Origin of the sequence: Thiorhodococcus fuscus (assembly GCF_042682685.1) — a bacterium.
GTDB lineage: Bacteria > Pseudomonadota > Gammaproteobacteria > Chromatiales > Chromatiaceae > Imhoffiella > Imhoffiella fuscus.
The window spans coordinates 1-25,555 of sequence record NZ_JBHUHX010000001.1; the positions used below are offsets into that span (position 1 = coordinate 1).

The following is a 25,555-nucleotide window of genomic DNA, read 5'->3' on the forward strand; positions in this document are numbered from 1 at the left end:
TAAGTATAGATTACTTGGTACCTGAGCCCGTGAACTGAATGATACATGGAATAAGAAAACCGCCTATAGACGCCGAATCGGACCGCCGCCTGGCTGATTACTTCATCGATACACCCCAAGTAGGCGAGGCGTTAAGCTTTCGTAGCGCGCATTTCATTGGGCGAAAGGGATCGGGAAAATCATCAATATTCACGCAGCTCCCGAGATTGGCGGCCGACCGTTATGGTCCCGCCTGTCGAGTAAGTCTAATGACTCCAGATCAGTACGCTTGGGGAGCGCTGCGTCAGTATGAAGAGCGAGGCCTGCTACCCGAACAGGCGCATTCAAATGCTTGGAAGTTCACTATTGCAGTAGACGCAGCTGCCGCAGCACTAGAAGCACCAGCTGAAATGCTGGATGAGGATGCGCGAAAAGGTCTTGAACAAATTCGCAGCTTTGTAGCTAAGAATTTTGGTAATGATGCGCCGACGCCCACTGCTACGGCGAAGCGATTGCTGAAAGGGTTAGAGGCGTTCAACCTCGAGGCGTTCGGATTTGGGGTTGGCTTCGAACGCTCCAAGCAGGAGATGCCTCTTACGCCTCAAGTCATTGATTTGCTTGTTGATGCGGTCGAAAAAGTATGTGGCCGGGTTGGCGTACTTGTAGCCGCCGATCGGTTGGATGACTCATGGGATGGTTCCGAGGTGTCACAGAGCCTCCTAGTCGGCTTGATGAAGGCAACAAAAGAGATCAACGACAGATATTCGCACAGAGATGGCACAGGAATTCATGTTGTTACGTTCCTCAGGTCAGACATCTATCAAGGGCTCCGATTTGACGACAAAGACAAGCATCGCGCTGTAGAAGAAGAAATTAGTTGGAGCGTTGATCTTCTGAGAGATTTGGTCAACGCCCGCTTGCCTGACGGGTTGACCATCGATGACATCTTCGAAGAAGGCGATATGCGAGGAAGTATTGCGCCTTTTAACTACTTGGTGAAGCGAACATTTCTTCGGCCGAGAGAGATTATTCAATTCTTGCAACTGTGCCAAAAGCGCACTCCCTTGGGAGAAACCGAGATCGCGAAAGACACGATCCGAGAGGCCGAAGAACTCTATAGCGCCTGGAAGGTGGACGATCTCAAGCAAGAATATCGACGCGTCTTCTCCGAATTTGATGCTCTCCTTGAGGCTCTGAGGCAAACGCAACATCGCTTCGATTCTATTGATGAATTTGCTGCTGCATTGACTGAGAACGCACCCAAACTGGTTGAAAAATATGGCGCCAGAGAATTGATGCAAAGGCTGTTCGATGCGTCAATCATTGGTGTCCGTCTGCGTGATGCGGGTGTAGCGCGGTTTCGCTGCGAAGATCCAGATTTGCTACTTCCTGCTACGGGCGCCGTATACATCCACCAGTCCCTGTATAAAGGCCTGAACATCGCCGAAAAGCGCGGTTCTTGAAGCGCGGCGAAAGTGCGCCCAACGGATCGTTGCAGCGGAGGTTTGACCCGCCACACCCTTTGGTGCCGCAAAGTGCGCGTCGCCTCAAACGCCGCCGAACTCAGGCGTTACCGGAGTCCTGAGCTGAGTGCTATTAGGATCCTGAGTGGCCGCATCCCCGCGCTATCCCGACACTGAAGCCCCAAGCTAAACCGACCGCAATCCGCGTGCAGAAGTCGCTCGCACCAATGAGACGGGCGTCAACTCTTGGGGTGCTTGCGTCACCCGTTGAAACAAGCCGAGCGGCAGGTTTCCGCAGTTTGACTGCTACTTGACCTTTCGGCAGCGGTGACAGCTCATTCATCGGTTGCTGGGGTAGCGATGATGATCGCCGCTGTCCACATGCACCGAACAACATGATCCATCCCGTTCTTGCTTTCGACCGTTCCTGCTGGTGCATGTTGTTCGCTGCCCTTGTTGGCCTGTTCTGCCTCATCTCTAGACCGTCCTTTGCCGAAGCACTCTCATCAATGGACCCGGCAGCCCAGCACCTTCCGCATACGGACGGTGCGGACCTCATGGTTCGGCCCTCAAATGTCGGGCCACTGGAACGCCTGTCGCAGCTCCGCGCCGCTCGGCGGGCGTGCGACGGACCCTGCGTGACGCCGTTTGGATTGCGGCTCGGTGTCTCGGGTGGGGTCGAGGCGCGCTCAAACTGCGTCTCGACCTGTCTTCGTCTGGATTTCAGCTACGTCGATCTCGAATCGGGAGAGATCCGCGTCGGGAAAACGTCGCCCGATCCGCAGCTGTTCGAATACGCGGGCGTGACCTATCAATGCGTCGAGTACGCGCGGCGCTGGTGGATCCAAAACCTTGGGCTGACCTTCGGGGATGTTCCGACGGCTACGGACATCTTCAGTCTCAAGGAAGGGCAGGGGCTTCCTGATCGCACCCCGATTCCGCTCGGTCGTTCGCTCAATGGATCCGCCAAGCGTGCCCCGCAGCGCGGTGACCTGGTGATCTACGCGCCCGACCTGGAGGACGCCGCGTGGCGTTTCGGGCATGTGGCCGTGGTGGTGGAAGTGGATCTCGACCAAGGCTGGGTCGCGCTCGCTGAGGAGAACTACGACAACCGCCCGTGGCGCGATCCGACGGCCTATGCGCGTCGGATTCGCCTGTTCGCTGTGGGTGGGCGTTTCACCCTCATGGATGTCCAGCCTGGAGCGATCCGCAACCCGGCAGGAGGGCGCATCGCTGGTTGGGTCTATCCGCTGACGTCCCGCTAGCCACACGCCTCTCAGCGCATGAGTCGGCGCGCGATTTATGTGATGGTTATGGCCTCTCTGGACGGGATGTCTTCTAGGCGCCACCGGGGGATCGCCAGATCCCAGAATGCTTCCGGGCTGCCGTGCTCGGGTAGGGACGGTTGACCGAGCAGTCTCCAGGCCAGGTTCAGTGCCGGTAGTGGGTCGCTGGGATCGACCGGCGCGGCTGCATACGATTTGCTGAGCTTGCGTCCCTGCTCGTCGAGGATCAGCGGGACGTGGGCGTAGGTGGGCCGGGAGAAGCCGAGAAGACGTTGCAGCAGGATCTGGCGCGGCGTCGAGAGCAGCAGGTCGGCACCGCGAACCACGTGGGTGATGTTCTGGTGGGCGTCGTCGACCACGACGGCGAGCTGATAGGCGTGGATGCCGTCGGCCCGATGCAGCACGAAGTCGCCGATGCTCTCCTCGATCGACTGGCTCTGCGGTCCTTGGATCCGATCCTCGAAATGGATCTGCGTCCCGTGCGTATTCAGCCGGATGCTTCTCTGGGCGCGTCCTTGGGCGAGACCTTCGCGGCAGGTGCCGGGATAGACGGGACCTTCCGCGCCGAGCGTGGCGGTGGCGGCGATCTCGGATCGGGTGCAGCCGCAGGGATAGGCGAGACCGAGCTGGGTGAGTCGGGCAAGCGCCTCCTCATAGGCCGAGGTGCGCGCGCTCTGATAGAGGATCGGCTCGTCCCAAGCGAAGCCGAACGCGCGTAGCGTCTCCAAGATACGTTCGGCGGCCCCAGGTCGCTCACGGGGACGATCCAGATCCTCCATGCGCAGGATCCAGGCGCCCTGGTGGGCGCGTGCGTCGGCATAGCTGGCGAGGGCTGCGATCAGGGAGCCGAAATGCAGGGCTCCGGTGGGCGAGGGCGCGAAGCGCCCTCGGTAGGATGGGGTGTCCGGGGTGTCTTCCGTCATGCTTCGATCGGAAGGACAAGGCTCCTCAGCCGCGCTGCTTCTCGCGGATCTCGTCGAGCGTCTTGCAATCGATGCAGAGGGTTGCGGTGGGGCGGGCCTCTAGTCGACGGATGCCGATCTCGACGCCGCATGCCTCGCAGAAGCCGTAGTCGTGATCGTCGAGACGACCGAGTGCCTCATCGATCTTCTTGATCAGCTTGCGCTCGCGATCGCGTGTACGCAGTTCGAGGCTGAACTCGGACTCCTGCGTGGCGCGATCGTTGGGGTCTGGGAAGTTGGTCGCCTCGTCCTGCATGTGATGAACGGTACGATCGACCTCTTCCATCAGGGACCTTTTCCAAGCGAGGAGAATTTCGCGAAAATGTTCCTCCTGCTCGGGGTTCATGTACTCTTCGTCGCTCCCTGCGTTGTAGGGTTCGAAGGTAAACGTCTCGTTTTCTTGTGTTATTGCTTCGGCCATTGTGCTCTCCCGAAGGCTCGAGTCGTAGAGATGTCTTGCGGACCGGATCGGTCCATCGCTCCTCTCCTCGGATCCGCGCCGCGAAAACCTGCTTTAGTATCAGATCGGCGTCTCCTGAGCAACTTGATACAGGGGCTCGTGGCGGTGCGCGGCCCGCGTCGGTGGGGTAATCTTTGCCCTTCGAGCCGGCGCAGGTTCATGTGAGAGCAAGGTGGAGTCGCTGTATGTTGGGATTCAAGGCATTGATCTTCGATGTGGATGGCACGCTCGCTGACACCGAGGGCGATGGCCATCGGGTGGCCTTCAATGCCGCCTTCGCCGAGGTCGGGCTGGATTGGCACTGGGATCCGGCGCTCTATGGCGAGCTTCTGGCCGTCGCTGGCGGCAAGGAGCGGATCCGTTACTACATGGAGCGGGCCGGGATTTCGCTGGATGCCTCTGCGTCTGCCGAGACCTTCGTCGCCGATCTGCACGCGGCCAAGACGCGCCGCTATCTCTCGATGCTGCGTGAGGGACGCATCCCTTTGAGGGTCGGTGTCATGCGCCTGCTGCGCGAGGCGCGCGATGCCGGAATCCGTCTCGCGGTGGCGACCACCACGACCCCCGAGAATGTCGTCGAGCTGCTCGATCATGCCGGTGAGCCCGGTCTTTCGTCCTGGTTCGAGGTGATCGCCGCAGGCGATCAGGTACGCAATAAGAAGCCCGCGCCGGACATTTTCGTGTTGGCGCTGTCCGAGTTGGGGCTCGGGCCGGAGGACGCTGTTGCCATCGAGGACTCCGACAACGGTGCCCAGTCCGCCCTGGCGGCAGGAATCCGAGCCCTGCTGGTGACGGTGAACGACTATACGATCGGGCAGGATTTTGGTGCGGCGCCCCTGGTGGTCGATGCGCTTGGTGATCCCGAGAGCCCGGCGCGTGCACTGGTCGGGGAACTGGGCGACCCCCCCTGGGTCGATTTGGCGCGTCTGGATCGTTTGCATCGCGAGGTCTGGGCGGCATCATGAGTATCGGTCGCGACACACCATCGACCGGGCGCGCCCTCGCTGCGCGAGCCCTTGCGGTCGAACCTTTCCACGTGATGCGTCTGCTCGGACGGGCGCGCGAGCTGGAGGCCCTCGGTCGTTCCATCGTCCATCTGGAGATCGGCGAGCCGGATTTCGCCACGCCAGAGCCCATCCAGGCGGCGGGGCAGCGCGCGTTGTCGGAGGGGCTGACCCATTACACCCCGGCGGCGGGTCTCGGCAAACTGCGTCAGGCGATCGCCGAGCATTACGCCAGGCGCTATGGCGTTTCCGTCGGGGCCGAGCGCATCCTGGTCGCTCCAGGGGCGTCCGGCGCGTTGCAGCTGGTGTTCTCGGCGCTCCTAGAGCCGGGCGACCGGGTGCTGCTCGGCGATCCCTCCTATCCCTGCTATCGCCAGGTCCTGCGTCTGCTCGGTGCCGAGCCACAGTGCGTGCCGGTCGGCGCCGACAGCGATTTCCAATTGACCACCGAGCGTGCCGAGGAGGTCTGGTTGCCCGGAACGCGCGCCCTGGTGGTCGCCTCGCCGGCCAATCCGACCGGATCCGTTCTGGACGCCCCGGCACTCGCCGATCTCTATACGCTGTGCCGGGAGCGCGGGGCGGCCCTCATCGTCGACGAGATCTATCAGGGGCTCGTATATCAGGTGCCGGATGTGACCGCCCTGGCCCTGGGGCGGGAGGACCTCTATGTCATCAACAGCTTCTCGAAGTATTTCGGCATGACCGGATGGCGTCTCGGCTGGGTTGCGGGTCCGGCGGAGGCGATCGGCGTCATGGATCGATTGGCCCAGAATCTCTTCATCGCCGCCAATACCCCGGCCCAGCACGCGGCGTTGGCGGCCTTCGAGCCCGAGACCCTGGATATTCTGGAGGAGCGCCGACGTGCCTTCGAGGCGCGGCGCGATTTCCTGCTGCCCAGGCTGCGTGAGCTCGGCTTCCAGATCCCGAACCGCCCCGACGGCGCTTTCTATCTCTATGCCGAACTGCCGGAGCGCGTCGAGATGGACTCCATGGCCTTCGCCAGCGGTCTGCTCGAAGAGGTCGGTGTGGCGGTGACGCCCGGACAGGATTTCGGCGATCACAAGGCCGGTCGCTACGTCCGCTTCGCCTATACGCGTGAGCTGGATCGTCTGGCCGAGGGCGTCGAGCGCATCGCGGCCTATCTGGCACGGTTCTGACGCGATTCATTCTCCCGCGCGGTCCTTTTCCCTTTCACCTTTCAGCGTGCGGTCCCGCATCCCATCGGGACGGGCGCTGACGTTGGCAAACCCGATTCCACCCATGACCGACAGCATCTGTAAAAAGCCGTTCAAGCCACTCGACAGCGTCCAGCAGCAGGCCGCCGACCTGCTTCTATCATTGCATTGCACGCTCCTCCGCGAGCCACCCGTCGAGCCGCGTCGCGGGTTGCTGGGGCAGATCCGCAACCGCCTCTCCGGCCCCGTGGCGCCGGTTCGGGGGGTCTATTTCTGGGGTGGCGTGGGGCGCGGCAAGACCTATTTGATGGACTGGTTTATGGAGGATCTGGAGCTGGCCGGAAAGCGCCGGGTCCATTTCCATCACTTCATGCGCGAGGTCCACGACATCATGTCGCGTCTGCCCAAGCAGCCGGATCCGCTGGAGGTGGTGGCCGATCGGCTTAGGGCCGAGGCGCGGGTGCTCTGTCTCGACGAATTCCTGGTGACCGATATCACCGATGCGATGCTGTTGCACGGCCTGCTGAAGGCGCTCTTCTCGCGTGGCGTGACGCTGGTGACGACGGCGAACACGGCACCGGACGATCTCTACCGCAATGGCCTGCAGCGGCAGTTGTTTCTGCCGGCCATCGATCTGCTCAAGGAGCATACCCGGGTGTTCGAGCTGGATGGCGGAACGGACTACCGGTTGCGCGCCCTGGCCGAAGAGGGCGTTTTCTTCCTCGATACGGAGGATGGGGAGCGTCATCTCGCCGAATATTTCCATCGACTGACCGGCGGGCACGAAGTGGGGGCCAGCGATTTCCAGGTGAATGGGCGGTCCTTCCCGGTGCACGGTCTGGGTATGGATGTGGCCTGGTTCGATTTCGAGGCCCTGTGCGGGACCATGCGCTCGGCGTCGGACTATATCGAGATCGCCCGTGAGTACCATACGGTGCTGCTGTCCGGCGTGCCGCTGCTCGGGCAGAAGCAGGATGACGCGTCACGGCGCTTCCTGCATCTGGTCGATGAGTTCTATGACCAGCGAGTCAAGCTGATTATGTCGGCTGCTGCGCCGGTCGCCCAGCTCTATGGCGGCGGGCTGAAGGATTTTGCGCATGAGCGCCTGATCAGTCGTCTGATCGAGATGCAGTCGCGCGAGTATCTGGCAGCGGTCGCACCCGAATCCTGAGCCTTGGATTCGGGGCGAGATCCGCGATCCGACTCGCGAGTGCGCGCCGGATTGCGCGCTTTGCCGCCGTCTTTTGTCCTGACCGATGTGCTTTGAACTCCTGCGGTTCGAGGGCGCGTCCTGGTCTCACATTCTCGCAAAGGAGCCCGTCTTATGACCTCGACCCACGTGAGCGCGCCCAGCGTCGATCCCGATGAGGTGGCCTATTACGAACGTCTCGCGCACCGCTGGTGGGATGTCGAAGGTCCCTTCTGGCCGCTGCATCGGCTCAATGCCTTTCGGGTGGCCTATATCCGCGAGCGGCTCGCCACCGATCTGGGGCGCGATCCGGCACAGGAGCGCCCGCTCGATGGGGTGCGCGTGCTCGACGTCGGCTGTGGTGGTGGCATCCTGAGCGAGTCGATGGCGCGTCTGGGGGCCGAGGTGACCGGAGTCGACGTGACCGAGAAGAATATCGCCGTGGCGCGACTGCATGCGCAGTCCGGCGGCCTATCGATCGACTACCGCGTGGCGAGTGTCGACCGGCTGGTCGACGAGGGATTGCGCTTCGATGTGGTGCTCAATATGGAGGTGGTCGAGCACGTCGACCGCCTGCCCGATTTTCTGGCCGACTGCGGTCGGCTGGTCGAGCCGGGCGGCACGATGTTCGTCGCCAGCATCAATCGCACCCTTGCCGCCTATGTGATCGCCATCCTCGGGGCCGAATACATTCTGCGCTGGCTGCCGCGTGGGACGCACCATTACCGCAAGCTGGTTCCTCCGCAGACGGTGCGGGAATACCTAGGCGACCAATTCGACCTGCTTCATGAGACAGGTGTGCGGATCAATCCATTGACACGACGTTTCAGTTACAGCCGCTGGCTCGGGGTGAACTACATGTTGTTGCTCCAAAGGCAGGAATCCTGAGGATTTCTTTCGATTCACGGTCTGTTGAATTGGCGGCGTTTCGTGCATACTCAGGATGAAGGAAAGGAATCTAGGTAATAAATGGCGTGGTTGCCGCAGTGGGTGAAGCAGTGGATACCCAATTGATCCCGAGCCCGCGCTTATGGCATCGGGGAATGTATTAGGGTCCGAGTGGAGTGTGCAGCGATGGACAATAAACAACAGGAACTGGAGCGCTGGGTCGCGTCCATGGTGCGCGGCGATCTTGGCTACATCTATATCCGGCTCTATGCGGACGCCCCGTCCTGGGTGCGTGATCTGGCCGTCAACCGTTTCGGCAAAGGTACCGTGTTTTTGCCGCCCGAAGCCGCCAGACCGCAAGCTGCCTGAGGACGATCAGTCTTCTAGGCGTTCGGAGGCGATTCTCTCCTCCGGTATTCCCCTCTCAGTCAATCCTGAGACCATCCGTCCGACCATCTCGGTCGGGCCGGCGATGTAGAAGCGGTGACGGTCGGGATCTATCCGCCCCTGTGCGATTCGGTCTGCGATCAGCTCCGGCGCATCGCCGGTGCTCGGTATGAATGCGAAGTTGCCCAGCGCGTCGCGCAGGGCGCGACACCAGCCCGATTCGTGATGTCCCTCCGGCTGGCGCGTCTCCCAATAGAGTGCATATGACTCGATCATGTCGATCGAGATGGCGTGCTCGATCAGGCTCTTGATCGGAGCGATCCCCTCGTCGAATGCGATGAAGACGGCAGGGTCGGTGGTGTCCTCGGTGAGGATGAAGGTGCCGTGCGGGCCCTCGATCTCCAGGCTCTGCCCCTGTTTCAATGTATCGAAGATGGCCGTCGAGAAGGCGTCCGTCCCGCGCCGGATCAGGAACCAGAGGTTGCGTCCGTTGCACGGACAGCTCGCGATCGGCAATTCGCGGCTCTGGCCGTTGGCCAGGGTCAGCCGCACCCGCTGCCCGGCCATAAAGCGCAGGGTCTGGGTGCGCGGTGTCCGCAGCTGAAGCGACATGAGGGTCGGCGAGCGTCGATCGATGGTGCGCACGCTGGCGCGAATGCATTGATGCGGCAGATCCGTCACTTTGGTGGCCTCGGCGGCTTCGATCACCAAATCGGTTACGGCGGTGTGCGAGCAGGTGAGAATGTAGCCCATCGACTTTTCGCGCTCGCTCAACAGATAGTCGTGATTGCGCATCCGCCAGGTCTCGCCGCTGACGACACGGGCCTTGCAGTCGCCACAGTTGCCGCTGGAACAGCCGTAGTTCATTTTGAGTCCGGCACGCACCGAGGCGTCGAGGATGGATTCGTTGCCCTCGACGAAGAAGTCGTGTCCGCTCGGGATGAGTTTGACGTTGGCGGCCATGATGCGCAGAAAGGTGTCGTTGACGAAGAATGTGGTCCGATTGCTGGAGGCGTCGTGTGCGTCGAGTTGGCGTCGACGCTCCGCGAACCAGTCGCGCGTGGCGTTCAGGGCGTCTGGTAGATCGCTCGACGAGAGGTCGGCAAGCCCGGTCAGGCGCTCGCCGGTCTCGTCGAGCAGCGCCTTCGCCGCGTCCAGCTCGGCGATGCGGTTCGCGAGACCCTCGCTCAGACCGTGCAGGCGCGCGACCAGGACCTGTGCGTCCGGAAGTCTCGTCTCCGTCTCCTCGCGCTTGGGCAGGGCCTCGCGCTTGATGCGCTCGACACGTTCCAGCGCCGAGTCGTCGTCGAGACGGATCGAGGGAAAGGCTCTGAGCAGATCCTCGATCGCGATCGATCCCTCGAAGGTTTGGATCTCGCCCCTGCGGATGCGGTATTGGAGTTCGGACCGGGTGATGCCCGCTAGCCGCGCGGCCCGCGAGAGGCTGAGATCGTTCATGGCTCAGAGGTCCCCGTTGGCGCCCGCTTGCATGATCTCCTTCATGGTGTCGCGCACCTTGGTGGCCAGTTCCTTGAGATCGGGCGGCAGGTCGGCCATGCCGATCACCTGATCCAAATCGAGCGTGACCAGCCAGGGCTTCCCGTCCTGATCCTCGATGAGTGTGATGCGACAGGGCAGATAGGCCGAGAAGTCCAGGTTCGCCTTGAGCATTTGGGCCGCGATTCGGGCGTCGCAGAACTGGAAGATCTCAATATGCTTGCTGGGAACGCCCATGGCGTCCAGCTCCTTGGACAGCGGCAGTCGGGCGACCAGCTTGAAATTGAGCGCGTTGGCGCGAAGCAGCATGGAATCGACCGCGTCGTCCATGGTGACGTCCTCGGCCAATGGCAGCTTGAAGACCGTGTCGGCGATCGTCATGTCGCTCGCCTGGGCGGGCGACTGCAGCAGCATCAGGAACAGGGTGAGCCAGGGTAGGGTGCGCATATGATCCTCTCTCGTCGTCGTTTTCGTTGTCGGGCGATAGGGGCTTGCGGTCGGCGGGGATCAATCGAGTCGATAGTGCTTTTCGACCGGTTCTTGGATCTCCCAGGTGCAGGAGAGTCCGGCGGGGAAGGTGACGAGGTCCCCGCGCCCGAAGCTCGCAGGCTCGCCGCCCTCGGGGGTGACGCTGAAACGTCCTCGAACCACGTAACAGGTCTCGGTTTGGCTGTACTGCCAGGGAAAGGTCGAGACCTCCTTCTTCCAGATCGGCCAGTCGTCCACGCCCATGACCTCCAGCTTGGCGGGAGAGGGCTTGTGCTCGCACCGAATCTCTAAATCGCTCATCGGTTATCGGGGCTCCTTCGGTTTGTCGCCGGATGGCGGAATCGAGACCATCGTCGCCGGATGTGCGGTCGATCCGGGCGATTTCCACGCACGGGATTGTCTCGACCTCCGAGTTCGGCGACACTCGCGCCCGATGATAGAACAGAGCACCGACCTTGGGTTCGAGACGATTGCTGCCCGTATCGGCGAGCGCCTGAGCGCGCGCGCTCTGATGCTGGCCTGCGCCGAGTCCTGCACGGGTGGCTGGATCGCCAAGTGCGTCACGGATGTCGCCGGCAGCAGCGCCTGGTTCGATCGCGGATTCGTCACCTACAGCAACGCCGCCAAGCAGGAGATGCTGGGTGTGCGCGAGGAGACCCTTGCGCGGCATGGTGCGGTCAGCGAGGCGGTGGTGAGGGAGATGGTCGCCGGGGCGCTGGATCGGAGTCGCGCCCAGGTCGCCTTGGCCGTGAGCGGCATCGCCGGGCCTGGCGGTGGCACGCAGGAGAAGCCGGTCGGTACCGTCTGGATCGCCTGGGGTGTTCCCGGTAGTGCGGTGTTGGCCGATTGCTGTCGATTCGGAGGGGATCGCGAGGCGGTGCGGCGGGAGACGGTGCGCGTCGCCCTGCAGCGGCTCTTCGATCTGCTGGCGCCGAATGGGTGAGCGCTGGCTCTTTGCGCCCTGGTTTTTTTCGATCGTCGCGGGATATGACGCACACGCTTCAGCTATGCCATAATTCACCGTTTTCATGGGCGTCGAGCGCGCGCCACGGTTATCTAGAGTGCGATCCAAGAAGCAAGGCAATACCGGGCACAAGCGAACTGAGTTTAACGGAGATCGAATGGACGAGAACCGCAAAAAGGCGTTGGCTGCGGCCCTGGGCCAGATCGAGAAGCAGTTCGGCAAGGGCTCGGTCATGCGGATGGGTGACGCCGGCGCCGTGCGCAACGTGGAGGCCATCTCCACCGGCTCGCTCGGGCTGGATCTCGCGCTGGGTATCGGCGGCGTTCCCAAGGGGCGCGTGATCGAGATCTATGGCCCGGAGTCCTCGGGCAAGACGACCCTGACGCTGCACATCGTTGCCGAGTCCCAGCGTCTCGGCGGCACGGCGGCCTTCGTCGATGCCGAACACGCGCTCGATCCGGTCTATGCCGAGAAGCTCGGCGTCAACATGAACGATCTGTTGGTCTCGCAGCCGGATACCGGCGAGCAGGCGCTCGAGATCACCGACATGCTGGTGCGCTCCAATGCGGTCGACATCGTCGTGATCGATTCGGTCGCCGCGCTGACGCCCAAGGCCGAGATCGAAGGCGAGATGGGCGATTCGCACGTCGGATTGCAGGCGCGGCTCATGTCCCAGGCGCTGCGCAAGCTGACGGCCAACATCAAGCGCTCCAATTGCTGCGTTATCTTCATCAACCAGATCCGTATGAAGATCGGCGTCATGTTCGGGTCGCCCGAGACCACCACCGGTGGTAACGCGCTCAAGTTCTACGCCTCGGTGCGTCTGGACATCCGTCGCACCGGAAGTATCAAGAAGGGCGATGAGGTCGTCGGGAACGAGACCAAGGTCAAGGTGGTCAAGAACAAGGTGGCCCCGCCCTTCAGGCAGGCCGAGTTCGATATCCTCTACGGTCAGGGGATTTCTCGCGAGGGTGAGATCATCGATCTGGGCGTCAAGGAGGGATTCATCGAGAAGTCGGGCGCCTGGTACAGCTACGAGGGCAACCGCGTCGGTCAGGGCAAGGACAATGCCCGTGGCTTCTTGCTCGAACATCCCGAGATCGCCCAGGACATCGAGGCCAAGATCCGCGAGAAGCTGTTGCCCAAGGTGGTTGCCGAGACCGCTGAAGAGAGCCCCGAGACGCTCCCGGAGGAGTGATTCTGAGCGCCCAGGCCAGACATTCGACAGCGGCGGATCCGATCGTCGCCGCGCGGCAGCAGGCACTGCGTCTGCTGGCCGGGCGCGAGCACTCTCGCCTCGAACTGGAGCAGAAGCTCGCCGTTCGCGGCTTCGAGAACTCGGTGATTCGCGAGGCGCTGATCCCGCTCGAACGCGAGGGTGCGATCGACGAGTTGCGTCTTACCGAACGCTATGTCGAGGAGCGGATCGAGAAGGGCTTCGGCCCCCTGCGCATCCGCAGCGAGCTGCGCCACAAGGGTGTGGCCGATGAATTGATCGACCGCTGCCTTCAGGTCTCGACCGAGACCTGGGAGGCGCGTCTGGCTGCAGTCTGCGACCGGCGCTTCGGCGCCGAGCCGCCCGAGGACCGCGCCGATTTTGCCCGACGGGCGCGTTTTCTCGCGCAGCGCGGGTTTCCCACCGAATCCATCCGGCGTCTGTTGCGCTGGAATGACTGACCGGGCCCTTTCGACGAGCGGTCCTTTCGAGATTTCTCCATGATCACCAGTGCAGAGCTTCGAGCGAGCTTCCTCGACTATTTCGCGCAACGTCAACACGCGCGGGTTGCCTCCAGTCCTTTGGTTCCGGCCAACGATCCGACCCTGCTGTTCACCAATGCGGGGATGGTGCAGTTCAAGGAACTCTTCCTCGGGCGCGAGCGGCGCGACTATAACCGGGCCGTCTCGTCCCAGCGCTGCGTGCGCGCCGGCGGTAAGCATAACGACCTGGAGAACGTCGGCTACACGGCGCGCCATCACACCTTCTTCGAGATGCTGGGCAACTTCAGCTTCGGCGATTACTTCAAGCGTGAGGCCATCGGTTTCGCCTGGGAGTATCTGACCCAGGTGCTGTCGCTGCCGCCCGAGCGTCTCTGGATCACCGTCTTCGAGGACGACGACGAGGCCGCCGACATCTGGCTGAAGGAGGTCGGCGTCGATGCCGCTCGCTTCTCGCGCTGTGGCGCCAAGGACAACTTCTGGTCGATGGGCGACACGGGACCCTGTGGTCCCTGCTCCGAGATCTTCTACGACCACGGTCCCGAGATCCCGGGCGGTCCCCCGGGTTCGCCCGACGAGGACGGCGACCGTTACGTCGAGATCTGGAATCTGGTCTTCATGCAGTTCAACCGCGACGCCGAGGGCACTCTGACGCCCCTGCCGCGTCCCTCGGTCGACACCGGCATGGGGCTGGAGCGTCTCGCGGCCGTGATGCAGGGCGTGCACAGCAACTACGAGATCGATCTCTTTCGCCACCTGATCGATGCGGCGGCCGAGGTCACCGGGTGCGCCGATCGCGCCGACAAATCGTTGCGCGTCATCGCCGACCACATCCGCTCGACCGCCTTCCTCATCATCGACGGCGTGACGCCGAGCAACGAGGGGCGCGGCTACGTCCTGCGCCGCATCATGCGTCGGGCGATCCGTCACGGCTATCGGCTCGGCTGCAGCGAGCCCTTCTTCCATCGTTTGCTCGCGCCGCTGGTCGCCGAGATGGGCGATGCCTATCCGGAGCTCAAGACCGCTCAGGCCCATGTCGAGCACCTGATCAAGCTTGAAGAGGAGCGCTTCGCCGAGACCCTCGATCACGGCATGCGCATCCTGGACGAGGCGATCGCCGGGCTGTCCAGTGATCGCATCCCTGGCGAAACCGTGTTCAAGCTCTACGACACCTACGGCTTCCCGACCGACCTGACTGCGGACATCGCTCGCGAACGTGGCCTGACGCTGGACATGGAGGGCTTCGAGCAGGCGATGGCGCAGCAGAAGGAGCGCGCCCGTGCGGCGAGCCAGTTCGGCGCGGCTCAGACCCAGGAGATCCAAGTCCAGGGCGAGACCGATTTCTGCGGTTACGAGCGGTTGCAGGAGGAGGGCACGGTCGTCGCGCTCTATCGCGACGGCACCTCTTGCGATGCGCTCGAATCCGGCGAGGAGGGGCTGGTCATTCTGGACATCACGCCCTTCTACGGCGAGTCCGGCGGCCAGGTCGGCGACCGTGGCTGGCTGACCACCGAGACCGCCCGCTTCGAGGTGACCGACACCCAGAAGAAGGGCGGCGGCGTCATGATTCACGTCGGGCGCGTGCTCGAAGGATCGCTGACGGTCGGTGACCGGGTCGATGCGCGCGTCGATGCCGGGCGTCGGCTCGAAACCGCTCTGAACCACTCGGCCACGCACCTGCTGCATGCGGCCCTGCGTCAGGTGCTCGGCGAGCACGTCCAGCAGAAGGGTTCGCTGGTCGGTCCCGAGCGTCTGCGCTTCGACTTCTCGCACTTCGAACCGGTCTCGCGCGAGCAGTTGCTGACGATTGAGCGCATGGTCAATCGCGAGGTGCGTGCCAACCATCTGGTCGAGACTCGCATCATGAGTCTGGAGGACGCCAAGGCGTCCGGTGCCATGGCGCTCTTCGGCGAGAAATACACCGATCAGGTGCGCGTGTTGCGCATGGGCGATTTCTCCACCGAGCTGTGCGGTGGCACCCATGTCAAGGCGGTTGGTGACATCGGTCTGGTCAAGATCGTCAACGAGACCGGCATCGCCGCCGGCGTTCGCCGCATCGAGGCCATCACGGGCGCAGCGGCGCTCGACTGGGTCGAGGCGGACGAGGAGCGTTTGCTGCGTCTGGCGGGTCTGCTCAAGGGCGGACGCGAGGATGTCGACGAGCGCGTGGTCCAGCTGGTCGAGCGCGCGCGCCGTCTCGAAAAGGAGTTGGAGCAGCTCAAGGGCAAGCTTGCAAGCTCGGCCGGTCAGGATCTGGCCGCCCAGGCGCAGGACATCGAGGGCGTCAAGGTGTTGGCCGCCCGTCTCGACGGCGCCGATCCGAAAAACCTTCGGACCATTCTGGATCAGCTCAAGGACAAGTTGGGCTCTGCGGTCATCCTGCTTGCGACCGAGGCGGACGGCAAGGTCAGCCTGGTCGCCGGCGTCACCAAGGATCTGACCGACCGCTTCAAGGCCGGCGATCTGATTCGCGAGATCGCGACCCAGGTCGGTGGCAAGGGCGGCGGGCGTCCTGACATGGCTCAGGCCGGCGGCAATGATCCGGCTGGCATTCCGGGTGCGCTCGCGTCTGTCGACGGTTGGGTGAGAGGACGTCTCTCTTAACCTGACGGCATGGCCGAATTCAATGAGTCGAGCGGGTCCTCGGCCCGCTCGTCTTCCTTCAATGGTGCACTTTTTGGGTGTACGTTTTCGTCTGGGTGTTTGAGAAAGATGCAAGGCGACCTGCAGGGTAGGGGCGGTCGATGGCGCTGATCGTCCAGAAATACGGCGGAACCTCCGTCGGCAGCGCCGAGCGGATCCTGGCCGTGGCCGAGCGCGTCAAGCGCTGGCGCGATCAGGGGAATCAGGTCGTGGTGGTGTTGTCCGCCATGTCCGGCGAAACCGATCGCCTGATCGGACTCGCGCGACAGATTCAGGAGCGTCCCGAGCCACGGGAGCTCGACGTGCTCATGTCGACCGGCGAGCAGGTCACCATCGCGCTCCTGAGCATGGCGCTGTCGGCCCGGGGCTGTCCGGCGCGCTCCTATACGGGCGCCCAAGTACACATCTTGACGGATAGCGCACATAACAAGGCGCGCATTCGTGATATTGATGCTGCACGGGTCAAGGCGGATTTGGACGCTGGGCGTGTGGTCGTGGTCGCTGGCTTCCAGGGTATCGACGAGCTTGGCGACATCACGACCTTGGGCCGTGGTGGATCCGATACCTCGGCAGTCGCGATCGCTGCGGCGCTCAAGGCCGACGAGTGCCAGATCTACACCGATGTGGATGGCGTCTATACGACCGATCCTCGGGTCGAGCCCAAGGCGCGCAAGCTCGCCCGGATCACCTTCGAGGAAATGCTCGAAATGGCGAGCCTGGGATCGAAGGTGCTGCAGATCCGCTCGGTCGAGTTCGCCGGAAAGTACAAAGTCCCTCTGCGCGTTCTCTCCAGCTTCGGCGAGGGAGAGGGCACATTGATTACCTTCGAGGAAGATGCCGTGGAAGACGCCAAGATTGCTGGAATCGCGTTCAGTCGCGACGAAGCCAAGTTGACGGTGCTTGGCGTGCCGGATCAGCCGGGTGTGGCGCACCAGATCCTGGGGCCGATCGCCGACGCCAATATCGAAGTGGACATGATCATCCAGAACATCGCCGCGCAGGAGGCGCTGACGGATTTCACCTTCACCGTCCACCGCAACGACTATGCGCGCGCGCTGGAAATCCTGGAGGCGTCGGCCAAGCAGCTTGGCGCGCGTCAGGTGCTGGGCGATCTCCACATCGTCAAGATTTCGCTGGTTGGGGTCGGGATGCGCAGCCACGCGGGCATCGCGAGCCGCATGTTCTCGGCGCTGGCCCAGGAAGGCATCAATATTCGTATGATTTCAACGTCCGAGATCAAGATTTCGGTCGTGGTCGATGAAAAGTATCTGGAACTCGGTGTGCGCACGCTGCACGAGGCATTCGGCCTGGATCAGGCGAGCACGGCGTGATACTGGTCACAAACATGGTGTAGCCACCGGTCGGAACGGGTGCAAACCTTCTTGTATTCGTTGCTGCCGTCCAAACTAACTGAAACTGTCAAGCCGCAGCTGCTATGGAGATCCCATAGCGGCTGTTGATAGAATTCCAAGGTGAGTATTCTCTCATTCTTGGTCTGGGGGTGGTTTAACCCTCCGAGCGGTACCGAAGAGGTCGGAAAGCCGGGGCGGGGAATCATCGTTGCGGATAAGGGAACGTAGGGAGAAAGTAAAATGTTGATATTGACTCGCCGGGTTGGCGAAACGCTGATGGTCGGTGACGAAGTGACCGTGACCGTTCTGGGCGTCAAAGGCAATCAAGTGCGGATCGGCGTCAATGCGCCCCGTGATGTGGCCGTTCACCGTGAAGAGATTTACGAGCGGATCAAAAGGGAGCAGGCTGAGGCTGGCGAAGGTGCTAGCGTCGAAAGTCACGCCGGTCAGCTTGACTGACTAGAAATGCGGGGCTGGACCTGATATCATGGCCAGCCTTGATCGGAAGTGGTCGCGTTATCTGGTTTTCCAGACATCGTCTGAATGCCAATACGCTAAGTATCGATCAGTTACTTAACTGGTAACGCGATCACATGCGATGCATGATTTTGGAGAGATGGCCGAGTGGCTGAAGGCGCTCCCCTGCTAAGGGAGTATAGGTTAATCACCTATCGAGGGTTCGAATCCCTCTCTCTCCGCCATATTAAAAAGCCCGTCGGATTTTGAATCTGACGGGCTTTTTCTTTGTGCCCTCAGTCGATTGTCTCTGGCTCTCGGGTATCGATGAAGCGACGCTCTTCGCCATCCAGCATGAGACAGGTTAGGCATCCAGTGGCGAATGCACCTGTGTCGATGCCGATGCGGTTGTCTTTGACGACCGGTTCCTCGGTGACGTGATGGCCATGTACGACGACGTGGCTGTGTGGTTTGGTGTAGCGCAGGAAATCCTCCCGGATCCAGAAGAGATCCGCCATCTCCTGAGATTCCAACGGACGTTCTGGGCGGATACCTGCGTGGACGAAAAGATAGTCCCCGAATACGCGATAGGCCTCCAATCGTTCCAGAAAAACGCGCTCAGGCTCGGGGATCTGCATCTCTAGTTCTCGCGCCATCTGTCTCAGCTCCGTTTCCAACCCGAGCGCGCTGGAGCCGACGCCGTAGGATGTCAGGGTCGCCAGTCCGCCGAACTGCAGCCAGTTGGCGTGGTGGTCGGGAGCGCGAATGAAGCCGAGCATCGATTGCTCGTGGTTGCCCATCAGATGGATGGACGTGAAGTCGGGCAAGGGATTCGCGTGCAGGTGTGCCACGACCTTGCGGCTGTCCGGTCCGCGATCGATATAGTCTCCCAGATAGATCGCGATCTTGTGTCTTTCCTGCCGTTCGGCGGCGTCCGCCAGGATCTTGTCCTGCAGTGCGAGCAGCAGATCGTAGCGTCCATGGATGTCGCCGACGGCGTAGATGCATATCCCCGGCGGCGTGCTCGGTGCTGTCGTGGGTGGGGTTGAGCCTCTGCGCTTTCTGAACAGTCCTAGCATGTGGATTCGTTGACTCAGGTGTCGTGCGGACTCGATGGCCTTGGGGTTCCGTGAAGTCGCGTCATCTCGGCCCAGGTCTCTTTGCCGCCCTTGTTGTTGAGGTAGTTGAGCAGGCTGAAGACGGCGCGTCGGTCGAAACGACGATCGATCTCCTCCATGAGGATGGCCTCCGCTTCATCGAACGACTTGGGGTCACGAAAGGCGCGCGGGCTCAGGAGCGCGACGAAGCAGTTCGCGACGGCCACTGCCTGCGCCGTCGGGAGGATCGCGTCCTCTTTCAGTCCGCAGGGTCTGCCGGCGCCATCGATTCGCTCGTTGATCTGGCGTAGCGTTTCGACCACAGGTCCGTCGAACTCGATCCCCTTCAGCAGATTCGGTCCCTCGTCCAGCGATTGTCTGATGACGCGCATTTCGTCTTCGGTGAGCGACTCGTCCTTGGTGAGCAGTGCGCGCGGGATTCGGACCTTGCCGATATTGGCGAGTCGTGCCGCCTGGTCGGCGGTTTCGATCAGGGGGCGTTCGAGCCCCATCTCTTCGGCGATTCTGCGTGCGACCTGGGCGGCGTAGCGTGACTGATGGGCCGAGTCCGGATCCCGTTCGTCGACCAGTCCCACCAGCGTTTCGATCAGTTGTCGGGTGTTGCGTTCCCGGCGTGCCCGTTCGCGCATCAGATCGGTCAGATCCTCGATCGTGGTCAGCACCTGCGGCTGCTCGCCATCCTGTGTCTCCAGCAGGCAGTGGAAGGAGCGCCAGACCTGTTCTTGGCCATTTTCATCCGGGAAGCGGGAGGTTTCGCGTATTGGACAGCCCGTCGCCAGCACATGCTGGTTGATGGCGTTGTAGGCGCTGCCCCGCTCCTGTCCTAACAGGCCGATCAGGCTGCGGCCCCCAAGTTCCCGCTTCGGAACCTCGCTGATTTCGGCGATGCGCTCGTTGCCGAAGGACAGCGTATTGTCGCCTGTGGTTACGAAGATGGCATGGGGCTGGGCGTCCGTCACGATATCGAGGAAGCGCGAGATGGACTCGAAGCGCTCGGAGGAGTCCTTGTAGCGTTGCGCCAAGCGTTCGGCCTCGCGGGTCGCCTCCTCGGCGCGCAGGGAGGTGGAGTAGCGCCAGGCCACGACCAGTCCTGCGCCGAACAGCACCAGGACGAGGCTCAGGACGCTGACCAGTGTGGTTCGGTCGGCCTTGCTCTTGGCCAATGCCTCGCTGCGATCGATCTTGTGCACCAGCGTCCAGGGCGTGCCGAGGATCTGGCGGCTCACGGCGAAGCAGGCGTTGGCCGCATAGTCCAGTCCCTCGTGGAAACGGCCCGGTTCGCTCAAGGCGGCGACATCCACCAGTCGTTCGGAGTTGATGGCCAGGGTTTTCGACAGCGGGTCGCTGCCGTCGCGCAGCGGCGTCAGATACTGGATGCGATTGCCGTCGCGTCGTATCAGGTAGGATTCGGCCGTTTTGGCGGTCAGGCCCGGCTGCTTCATCGCCCCGAAGAAGCGGTCGTCCACCTGGCGCAATCCGAGAACGCGGGCGATGACCTGGGTCTTTCCTTCCTCGTTTTCTCCGAAGACGGGTGCGAGAAAGCCCAGTGTCGGGTGGGTCCCTCGACCTGGGAAGAGGTCCAGCAAGCCGCGCTCGGTCAGAGGCGTATCGTCCAGAAAGCTCTTGAGGCGGCCTTCGATCGGCGGCATGCCGTCGGAAGAGGCGATGACGCCTCCCGTCGGGTCCAGCAGGGCGAGTCCGGCCGTGGCCAGCGGTCTGGTGTTGGCCGGGAGCTTGGCGGCGATGCGCTCCGGGAGAAACCCGAATTGCTCGGCCTTGGCGTTCAATAGGTTGCGCAGATAATCGCGTTCGGCCGGGTCTTCCTCCAGCGGCTGGTCCGCACCGCTCATGCCGATCACGGTCACATAGAGCTGAAGGGAGGCGTTGTCGGCCAGCGCTCCGAGCACCGCGTACTGGGCTTGGAGCCAGTCGTTCAGGGCCTCGGCCCGGCTGTCGACGACGAGGCTCATCTGCGATTGAAGGTTTTGGATGTCGCGATCGCGCTCTGAGGAGTCGAGCAGCAGGATGCCGTAGAATGCGACGAGCATGGTCGCGATGAGGGTTGCGACGGCGTAGATCTGTTTCTTCACTGTTCCAACTCCTGGATAGCGACTGGGGCGTGCGCGTCATCCCGAATTGCCGTTCGGCCCTGGTTTGGCGCTATCATGGCGACACCGTCCCGCCAGAGATGTCAGCCGACCTTTCCCATGAGCGAATCATGCCATTGTTTCTAGCATGAGCCGAGTGTCCAATCCACCGCAATGGCGATTCACTCGTACCCCAGCCCCTGGTCCCGTCGTCTGCTCTGTCTGTTCCTTTCCCTGATGCTGCTTGCGCTCGGACCGATGTGTCCGGTGCGCGCGGATTCGGGTTTGGCGACCGGTCATGTGTTCGGTCGCACCGGCAAGAAATTCACCGATCTGCGCCCCATTCCCAAGTGGAACACCCTGCTCAAACGCTATCGGGAGGAAGAGCGAAAGGACGAGCGTTGCCGGTCGCGAGGTCGCGGGAATTGTCCCTATACCGAGTGGAAGGCGCTGATCGATCGGCTCAAGGGGCGCGATCGCTTGACCCAGGTCGAGGAGGTCAATCGATTCGCCAATAACTGGCGCTATATCACGGATCCCGTCAATTGGGGAGTGGATGACTATTGGGAGACCCCGGCTGAGTTCTTCGACAAGGCTGGGGACTGCGAGGATTATGCGATCGTCAAGTTCATGAGTTTGCGTGCGCTGGGTTTCGATAACGATGAGCTGAATCTGGTCGCCGTGATGGACCTCAACCTGAATGTCGGACACGCCGTCCTATTGGCCGAGGTCCAGGGTCGGGCGTTGCTGCTCGACAATCAGATCAAAAGGGTTACGAAGGCGAGCGCGGTCCGTCACTATAAGCCCGTTTTTTCCGCTAACGAGAAGGTCTGGTGGCTGTTCAAGTAATGTGTTCGCTTAACTCATGAGGCTTGAAAAGATCAAGCTGGCCGGGTTCAAATCCTTCGTGGATCCGACCTCCGTGTCATTTCCGAGCAACCTGATCGGGGTGGTCGGCCCCAATGGCTGCGGCAAATCGAACGTCATCGACGCCGTGCGCTGGGTTATGGGCGAGAGCTCGGCCAAGATGCTGCGCGGCGAGTCCATGGCCGACGTCATCTTCAACGGCAGCACCGGGCGCAAGCCGGTCGGTGTCGCCAGCATCGAGATGGTCTTCGACAACAGCGATGGCTCCGCCGGGGGCGAGTACGCGGCCTTCAACCAGATCTCGGTCAAGCGCCAGGTGACGCGCGACGGCCAATCGTCCTATTTCCTCAATGGCGCGCGCTGCCGTCGGCGCGACATCCAGGATCTCTTCCTCGGCACCGGTCTGGGGCCGCGCTCCTATGCCATCATCGAGCAGGGGATGATCTCCCGCATCATCGAGGCCCGCCCCGAGGATCTGCGTCTCTTCCTGGAGGAGGCGGCCGGTATCTCCAAATACAAGGAGCGCCGCCGCGAGACCGAGACCCGGATGCGCCATACGCGCGAGAACCTCGATCGTCTGAACGATCTGCGCGAGGAGGTCGGCAAGCAGCTCCAGCACCTGGAGCGTCAGGCGGCGACCGCCGAGAAATACACCCAGCTCAAGGCGGACGAGCGGCGTCTGGAGCAGGAGCTCAAGGCGTTGCGCTGGCGCATCCTGGATGGCGAGATCCAGAGCATGGATCGCCGTCTCGGCGAGGCCGAGGTGGCGACCGAGGCTGGATTGGCCCACCAGCGCCGCCTTGAAGCCGATATCGAGGCGCGGCGCGCCGATCACACCACGGCGTCCGAGGTGTTCAACGAGATCCAGGCGCGTTTCTATGCGGTTGGGACCGAGATCGCCCGCGCCGAGCAGGCGATCCAGTTCGCCAACGAGGAACGCGGCCGTCGCGAGGCGGAGCTGGTCCGCTTGGAGCAGGAGCTCTACGAGGCCGATCGGCATTTGGAGCGCGATCAGCGTCGTTTGTCCGAGATCGATGCGGAACTGGCTCAACACGCGCCGGAGCTGGAGACGGCCCAGTCCGAGCTGGGCGAGGCTGCCGGCGAACTCATGACGCTGGAGGACCGGCTCAAGGTCTGGGAGGCCGAGTGGGACGGATTCAATCAGGCCGCCGCCAAGCCCGCCGAGCAGGCCCAGGTTGAACGGGCGCGGATCAACGCTCTGGAACAATCCATCGGGCGCGATTATGAGCGTGTGCGCCGTGTCGAGGAGGAGCTTGCGCGTCTCGATGTCGCGCCCTTGACCGAGCGTATCGAGGATCTGGCCGAACGCGAGTCCGGGCTGACCGAACGGATCGAGTCCCTGTCGGACGATCGACAGCGTTATGGCGCCGAACTTGCCGGACTCGACGAACGTCTGCGCGGTCTGACCGACGAGCTTGCCGGACTGCGCACCGAGCTTCAGGAATCCAAGGGGCGGCTCGCCTCCCAGTCGGCGCTTCAGGATGCGGCGCTCGCCGACCCCGAGGGCGATTGCGCCGCCTGGCTGGAGCGTCGGGGGCTGGCCGATGCGCCGCGTCTGGTCGATCAGCTGGAGGTCGAGCCAGGCTGGGAGCATGCGGTCGAGACGCTGCTCGGCGACGCGCTGCGCGCGGTCGGTACCACGGGTCTCGAGTCCCATATCGAATCCCCGGACGCTTTGGTTCCGGGCCTGATGCTGTTCGATACGGGTGTCGCGGGATCCGGCGCGGGCGATATCGGCGACTCCGATGCCTTGGCCGCGCGGACGGGCTCCGCCTGGCCGCTCGCCGATCTGCTGCAAGGTGCGCGCGTTGCCGAGTCGCTGGCCGAGGCCCTGGCTGGCCGCTCGGCGCTGGGTCCCGGAGAGCGCTGGATTACGCGTGAGGGCGTTCAGGTCGGCGTGAACTGGCTGGCGACACCGGCGTCGGCGCCGACTGGAGGCGTGCTGGAGCGCGCCGAGGCCATCAAGGCGCTGCGTGTCGAAATCGAGTCCCTGCGGGAACGCGAGGCCGCGCTCTTGGACGAGGAGCAGCGACTGCGTACCGCACGCTTGGAGCTGGAGCAGGTCCTCGACGCTGTTGGGCGCGATCTGACGGCGGGCGAGCGCGAGCGCTCGGTCGTCCGCTCCGAGATCAGCAACATTCAGACCCGGCGCGAGCATCTGCTTGAGCGTCAGCGCGCGCTCGAACTGGAGCGCGAGGAACTGCGCTCGCAGGAGGCGGAGTCGATCGCCGAGATGGAGGAGGCGCGCGAGCGTCTGCACGATCTGCTCGCCGAGGTCGATGCCCTGGCCGAGCGGCGCGAGTCCATGTCGGCCGAGCGCGAGCGGTTGCGTCTGGGTGTCGGCGAGGCGCGCGAGCGCGAGCGCGCCTGTCGCGAACGCGCTCAGGGACTTCTGGTCAAGGTGGAGTCCAACCGCGCGGCCCGTTTGGCGACCAGCGAGAGCCTGGAGCGCGCCCGTGAGCAGCAGATCCAGCTCCATGAGCGGCGCGAAACCTTGGTGATGGCGCTGGAGGAGGGCGTGGAGCCGTTGGCGGAGCAACGCGAGCGTCTCGACGAACAGCTCGCGCTCCGTGTCGAGGTCGAGGCGTCCTTGAGCGAGGCGCGCAACCGTCGCGAGGCGTTGGATGCCGAGGTGCGCGGTCTGGAGCAGGAGCGTCAGCGTACCGAGCAGCAGGTGCAATCGGACCGGAGCGGATTGGACGACCTGCGGCTGGAGCGCCAGGAGCGTTTGGTGCGCCGGCGGACTCTTGAGGAACAGCTGGCCGAGTCGGGCACGGTCCCCGCAGCCGTGCTGGAGTCGCTCGATCCGAGCGCGACCGAGCCGAGTTGGCAGGAAGAGCTGAGCCGGGTCGGGGCGCGCATTCAGCGTCTGGGCGCGATCAACCTGGCGGCGATCGACGAGTTCAAGGAGCAGTCGCAGCGCAAGGTCTATCTGGACGCGCAGCATGAGGACATCGCGCGCTCACTGGAGACCCTGGAACAGGCCATCCGCAAGATCGATCGCGAGACCCGCAATCGGTTCAAGGAGACCTATGACCAGGTCAATCAGGGTTTCCAGCAGCTCTTCCCGCGTCTCTTCGGCGGCGGTCATGCCTATATGGAACTCACCGGCGAGGATCTGCTGGAGACCGGCGTGACGGTCATGGCGCGTCCGCCCGGCAAACGCAATTCGAGCATCCATCTGTTGTCCGGCGGCGAGAAGGCACTGACGGCGGTCGCGTTGGTGTTTGCCATCTTCGAACTCAATCCGGCGCCCTTCTGCATGCTGGACGAGGTCGACGCGCCTCTGGATGATGCCAACGTCGGTCGTTTCTGCGACATGGTGCGCTCCATGTCGAATCGTGTTCAGTTCATCTTCATCAGTCACAACAAGGTGACCATGGAGATTGCCGATCATCTGATCGGCGTGACGATGCACGAGCCGGGTGTGTCGCGGCTGGTGGCGGTCGACGTGGATGAGGCGGTTCGTCTGGCGGCGGCGTCCTGAGGTGACTGCGCCGAGTCCCGTCTCGGGGCAATACAGCCATGGCGAGCGTTGATATACTCGCCCGA

Annotated in this window: 22 protein-coding genes and 1 tRNA gene; 16 read left to right on the top strand and 7 right to left on the bottom strand. The window is 62.8% G+C overall.

Translation table 11 applies throughout. The annotated features are described in order from the left end of the window. The first annotated feature begins 38 nt into the window (after positions 1–38). Positions 39–1,442 carry a P-loop ATPase, Sll1717 family gene (locus ACFSJC_RS00005; RefSeq protein ID WP_386021375.1) on the top strand — a complete coding sequence of 468 codons (1,404 nt, stop codon included), beginning with the start codon at positions 39–41 and terminating at the stop codon, positions 1,440–1,442. 509 nt (positions 1,443–1,951) lie between these two features. Further along, complete coding sequence (locus tag ACFSJC_RS00010; protein WP_386021378.1) at positions 1,952–2,707, top strand: CHAP domain-containing protein; 756 nt, start codon at positions 1,952–1,954, stop codon at positions 2,705–2,707. 35 nt (positions 2,708–2,742) lie between these two features. On the opposite strand, the gene gluQRS is transcribed toward ACFSJC_RS00010, so the two are convergent. Both gluQRS and dksA read right to left on the bottom strand, forming a co-directional pair. Continuing rightward, positions 2,743–3,651: a tRNA glutamyl-Q(34) synthetase GluQRS gene (gene gluQRS, locus ACFSJC_RS00015; RefSeq protein ID WP_386021381.1), complete on the bottom strand. Its 909-nt coding sequence runs from the start codon at positions 3,649–3,651 to the stop codon at positions 2,743–2,745. 25 nt (positions 3,652–3,676) lie between these two features. Continuing rightward, entirely contained in the window at positions 3,677–4,111 is a 435-nt protein-coding gene (dksA, locus tag ACFSJC_RS00020; protein WP_386021384.1) for an RNA polymerase-binding protein DksA, read from the bottom strand. Between the two features lie 224 nt (positions 4,112–4,335). Here dksA and ACFSJC_RS00025 point away from each other — a divergent pair, with 224 nt between their 5' ends. The 5 genes from ACFSJC_RS00025 (at position 4,336) to ACFSJC_RS00045 (ending at position 8,775) form a co-directional block, all read left to right on the top strand. Then, complete coding sequence (locus tag ACFSJC_RS00025) at positions 4,336–5,115, top strand: HAD-IA family hydrolase (RefSeq protein WP_386021387.1); 780 nt, start codon at positions 4,336–4,338, stop codon at positions 5,113–5,115. After that, complete coding sequence (locus tag ACFSJC_RS00030; RefSeq protein WP_386021390.1) at positions 5,112–6,311, top strand: pyridoxal phosphate-dependent aminotransferase; 1,200 nt, start codon at positions 5,112–5,114, stop codon at positions 6,309–6,311. The genes ACFSJC_RS00025 and ACFSJC_RS00030 overlap by 4 nt, the downstream gene beginning before the upstream one ends. Positions 6,312–6,414: 103 nt before the next feature. Then, on the top strand, positions 6,415–7,500 hold the full coding sequence (gene zapE, locus ACFSJC_RS00035) for a cell division protein ZapE (protein ID WP_386021393.1): 1,086 nt from the start codon (positions 6,415–6,417) through the stop codon (positions 7,498–7,500). Positions 7,501–7,653: 153 nt separating this feature from the next. After that, positions 7,654–8,406: a bifunctional 2-polyprenyl-6-hydroxyphenol methylase/3-demethylubiquinol 3-O-methyltransferase UbiG gene (gene ubiG / locus ACFSJC_RS00040; RefSeq protein ID WP_386021396.1), complete on the top strand. Its 753-nt coding sequence runs from the start codon at positions 7,654–7,656 to the stop codon at positions 8,404–8,406. A 186-nt stretch (positions 8,407–8,592) separates the two neighbouring features. Further along, positions 8,593–8,775 carry a hypothetical protein gene (locus ACFSJC_RS00045; RefSeq protein WP_007041334.1) on the top strand — a complete coding sequence of 61 codons (183 nt, stop codon included), beginning with the start codon at positions 8,593–8,595 and terminating at the stop codon, positions 8,773–8,775. 6 nt (positions 8,776–8,781) lie between these two features. Here the strand turns inward: ACFSJC_RS00045 and ACFSJC_RS00050 are convergent, their stop codons facing one another. The 3 genes from ACFSJC_RS00050 to ACFSJC_RS00060 are packed head-to-tail and all read right to left on the bottom strand — an operon-like array spanning position 8,782 to position 11,079. After that, on the bottom strand, positions 8,782–10,251 hold the full coding sequence (locus ACFSJC_RS00050; protein WP_386021400.1) for a 2Fe-2S iron-sulfur cluster-binding protein: 1,470 nt from the start codon (positions 10,249–10,251) through the stop codon (positions 8,782–8,784). Positions 10,252–10,254: 3 nt separating this feature from the next. Beyond that, positions 10,255–10,737, bottom strand: coding sequence for a DUF302 domain-containing protein (locus ACFSJC_RS00055; RefSeq protein WP_386021403.1), 483 nt, complete (start codon positions 10,735–10,737; stop codon positions 10,255–10,257). A gap of 60 nt (positions 10,738–10,797) precedes the next feature. Beyond that, on the bottom strand, positions 10,798–11,079 hold the full coding sequence (locus ACFSJC_RS00060) for a cupin domain-containing protein (RefSeq protein WP_386021406.1): 282 nt from the start codon (positions 11,077–11,079) through the stop codon (positions 10,798–10,800). 133 nt (positions 11,080–11,212) lie between these two features. Between ACFSJC_RS00060 and pncC the strand changes: the two genes are divergently transcribed. From pncC to ACFSJC_RS00095, 7 genes are all read left to right on the top strand, one after another. Then, positions 11,213–11,722: a nicotinamide-nucleotide amidase gene (gene pncC / locus ACFSJC_RS00065; protein WP_386021409.1), complete on the top strand. Its 510-nt coding sequence runs from the start codon at positions 11,213–11,215 to the stop codon at positions 11,720–11,722. Positions 11,723–11,900: 178 nt separating this feature from the next. Further along, positions 11,901–12,941, top strand: coding sequence for a recombinase RecA (gene recA / locus ACFSJC_RS00070; protein WP_386021412.1), 1,041 nt, complete (start codon positions 11,901–11,903; stop codon positions 12,939–12,941). Continuing rightward, positions 12,938–13,420, top strand: a complete 483-nt coding sequence (locus tag ACFSJC_RS00075) for a regulatory protein RecX (protein WP_386021415.1) — start codon at positions 12,938–12,940, stop codon at positions 13,418–13,420. The genes recA and ACFSJC_RS00075 overlap by 4 nt, the downstream gene beginning before the upstream one ends. 39 nt (positions 13,421–13,459) lie before the next feature. Beyond that, complete coding sequence (alaS, locus tag ACFSJC_RS00080) at positions 13,460–16,063, top strand: alanine--tRNA ligase (RefSeq protein ID WP_386021418.1); 2,604 nt, start codon at positions 13,460–13,462, stop codon at positions 16,061–16,063. A gap of 140 nt (positions 16,064–16,203) precedes the next feature. Beyond that, positions 16,204–17,433 (top strand): aspartate kinase, encoded by a 1,230-nt coding sequence (locus ACFSJC_RS00085; protein WP_386021421.1) that lies wholly within the window; start codon positions 16,204–16,206, stop codon positions 17,431–17,433. Positions 17,434–17,694: 261 nt separating this feature from the next. Further along, positions 17,695–17,913, top strand: coding sequence for a carbon storage regulator CsrA (csrA, locus tag ACFSJC_RS00090; RefSeq protein WP_007041325.1), 219 nt, complete (start codon positions 17,695–17,697; stop codon positions 17,911–17,913). A gap of 151 nt (positions 17,914–18,064) precedes the next feature. Continuing rightward, positions 18,065–18,155, top strand: a tRNA-Ser gene (locus tag ACFSJC_RS00095). A gap of 51 nt (positions 18,156–18,206) precedes the next feature. Here ACFSJC_RS00095 and ACFSJC_RS00100 read toward each other — a convergent pair. Both ACFSJC_RS00100 and ACFSJC_RS00105 read right to left on the bottom strand, forming a co-directional pair. Continuing rightward, positions 18,207–18,989, bottom strand: a complete 783-nt coding sequence (locus ACFSJC_RS00100; RefSeq protein WP_386021424.1) for a metallophosphoesterase family protein — start codon at positions 18,987–18,989, stop codon at positions 18,207–18,209. Positions 18,990–19,003: 14 nt separating this feature from the next. Beyond that, the gene (locus ACFSJC_RS00105) at positions 19,004–21,118 is read right to left on the bottom strand and encodes an HD domain-containing phosphohydrolase (protein ID WP_386021427.1); all 2,115 of its coding nucleotides are present in this window, start codon (positions 21,116–21,118) and stop codon (positions 19,004–19,006) included. Between the two features lie 171 nt (positions 21,119–21,289). Between ACFSJC_RS00105 and ACFSJC_RS00110 the strand changes: the two genes are divergently transcribed. Next, positions 21,290–21,964: a transglutaminase-like cysteine peptidase gene (locus ACFSJC_RS00110; RefSeq protein WP_386021430.1), complete on the top strand. Its 675-nt coding sequence runs from the start codon at positions 21,290–21,292 to the stop codon at positions 21,962–21,964. A gap of 16 nt (positions 21,965–21,980) precedes the next feature. Then, positions 21,981–25,490, top strand: a complete 3,510-nt coding sequence (gene smc / locus ACFSJC_RS00115) for a chromosome segregation protein SMC (protein ID WP_386021433.1) — start codon at positions 21,981–21,983, stop codon at positions 25,488–25,490. The last annotated feature ends 65 nt before the right edge of the window (positions 25,491–25,555 follow it).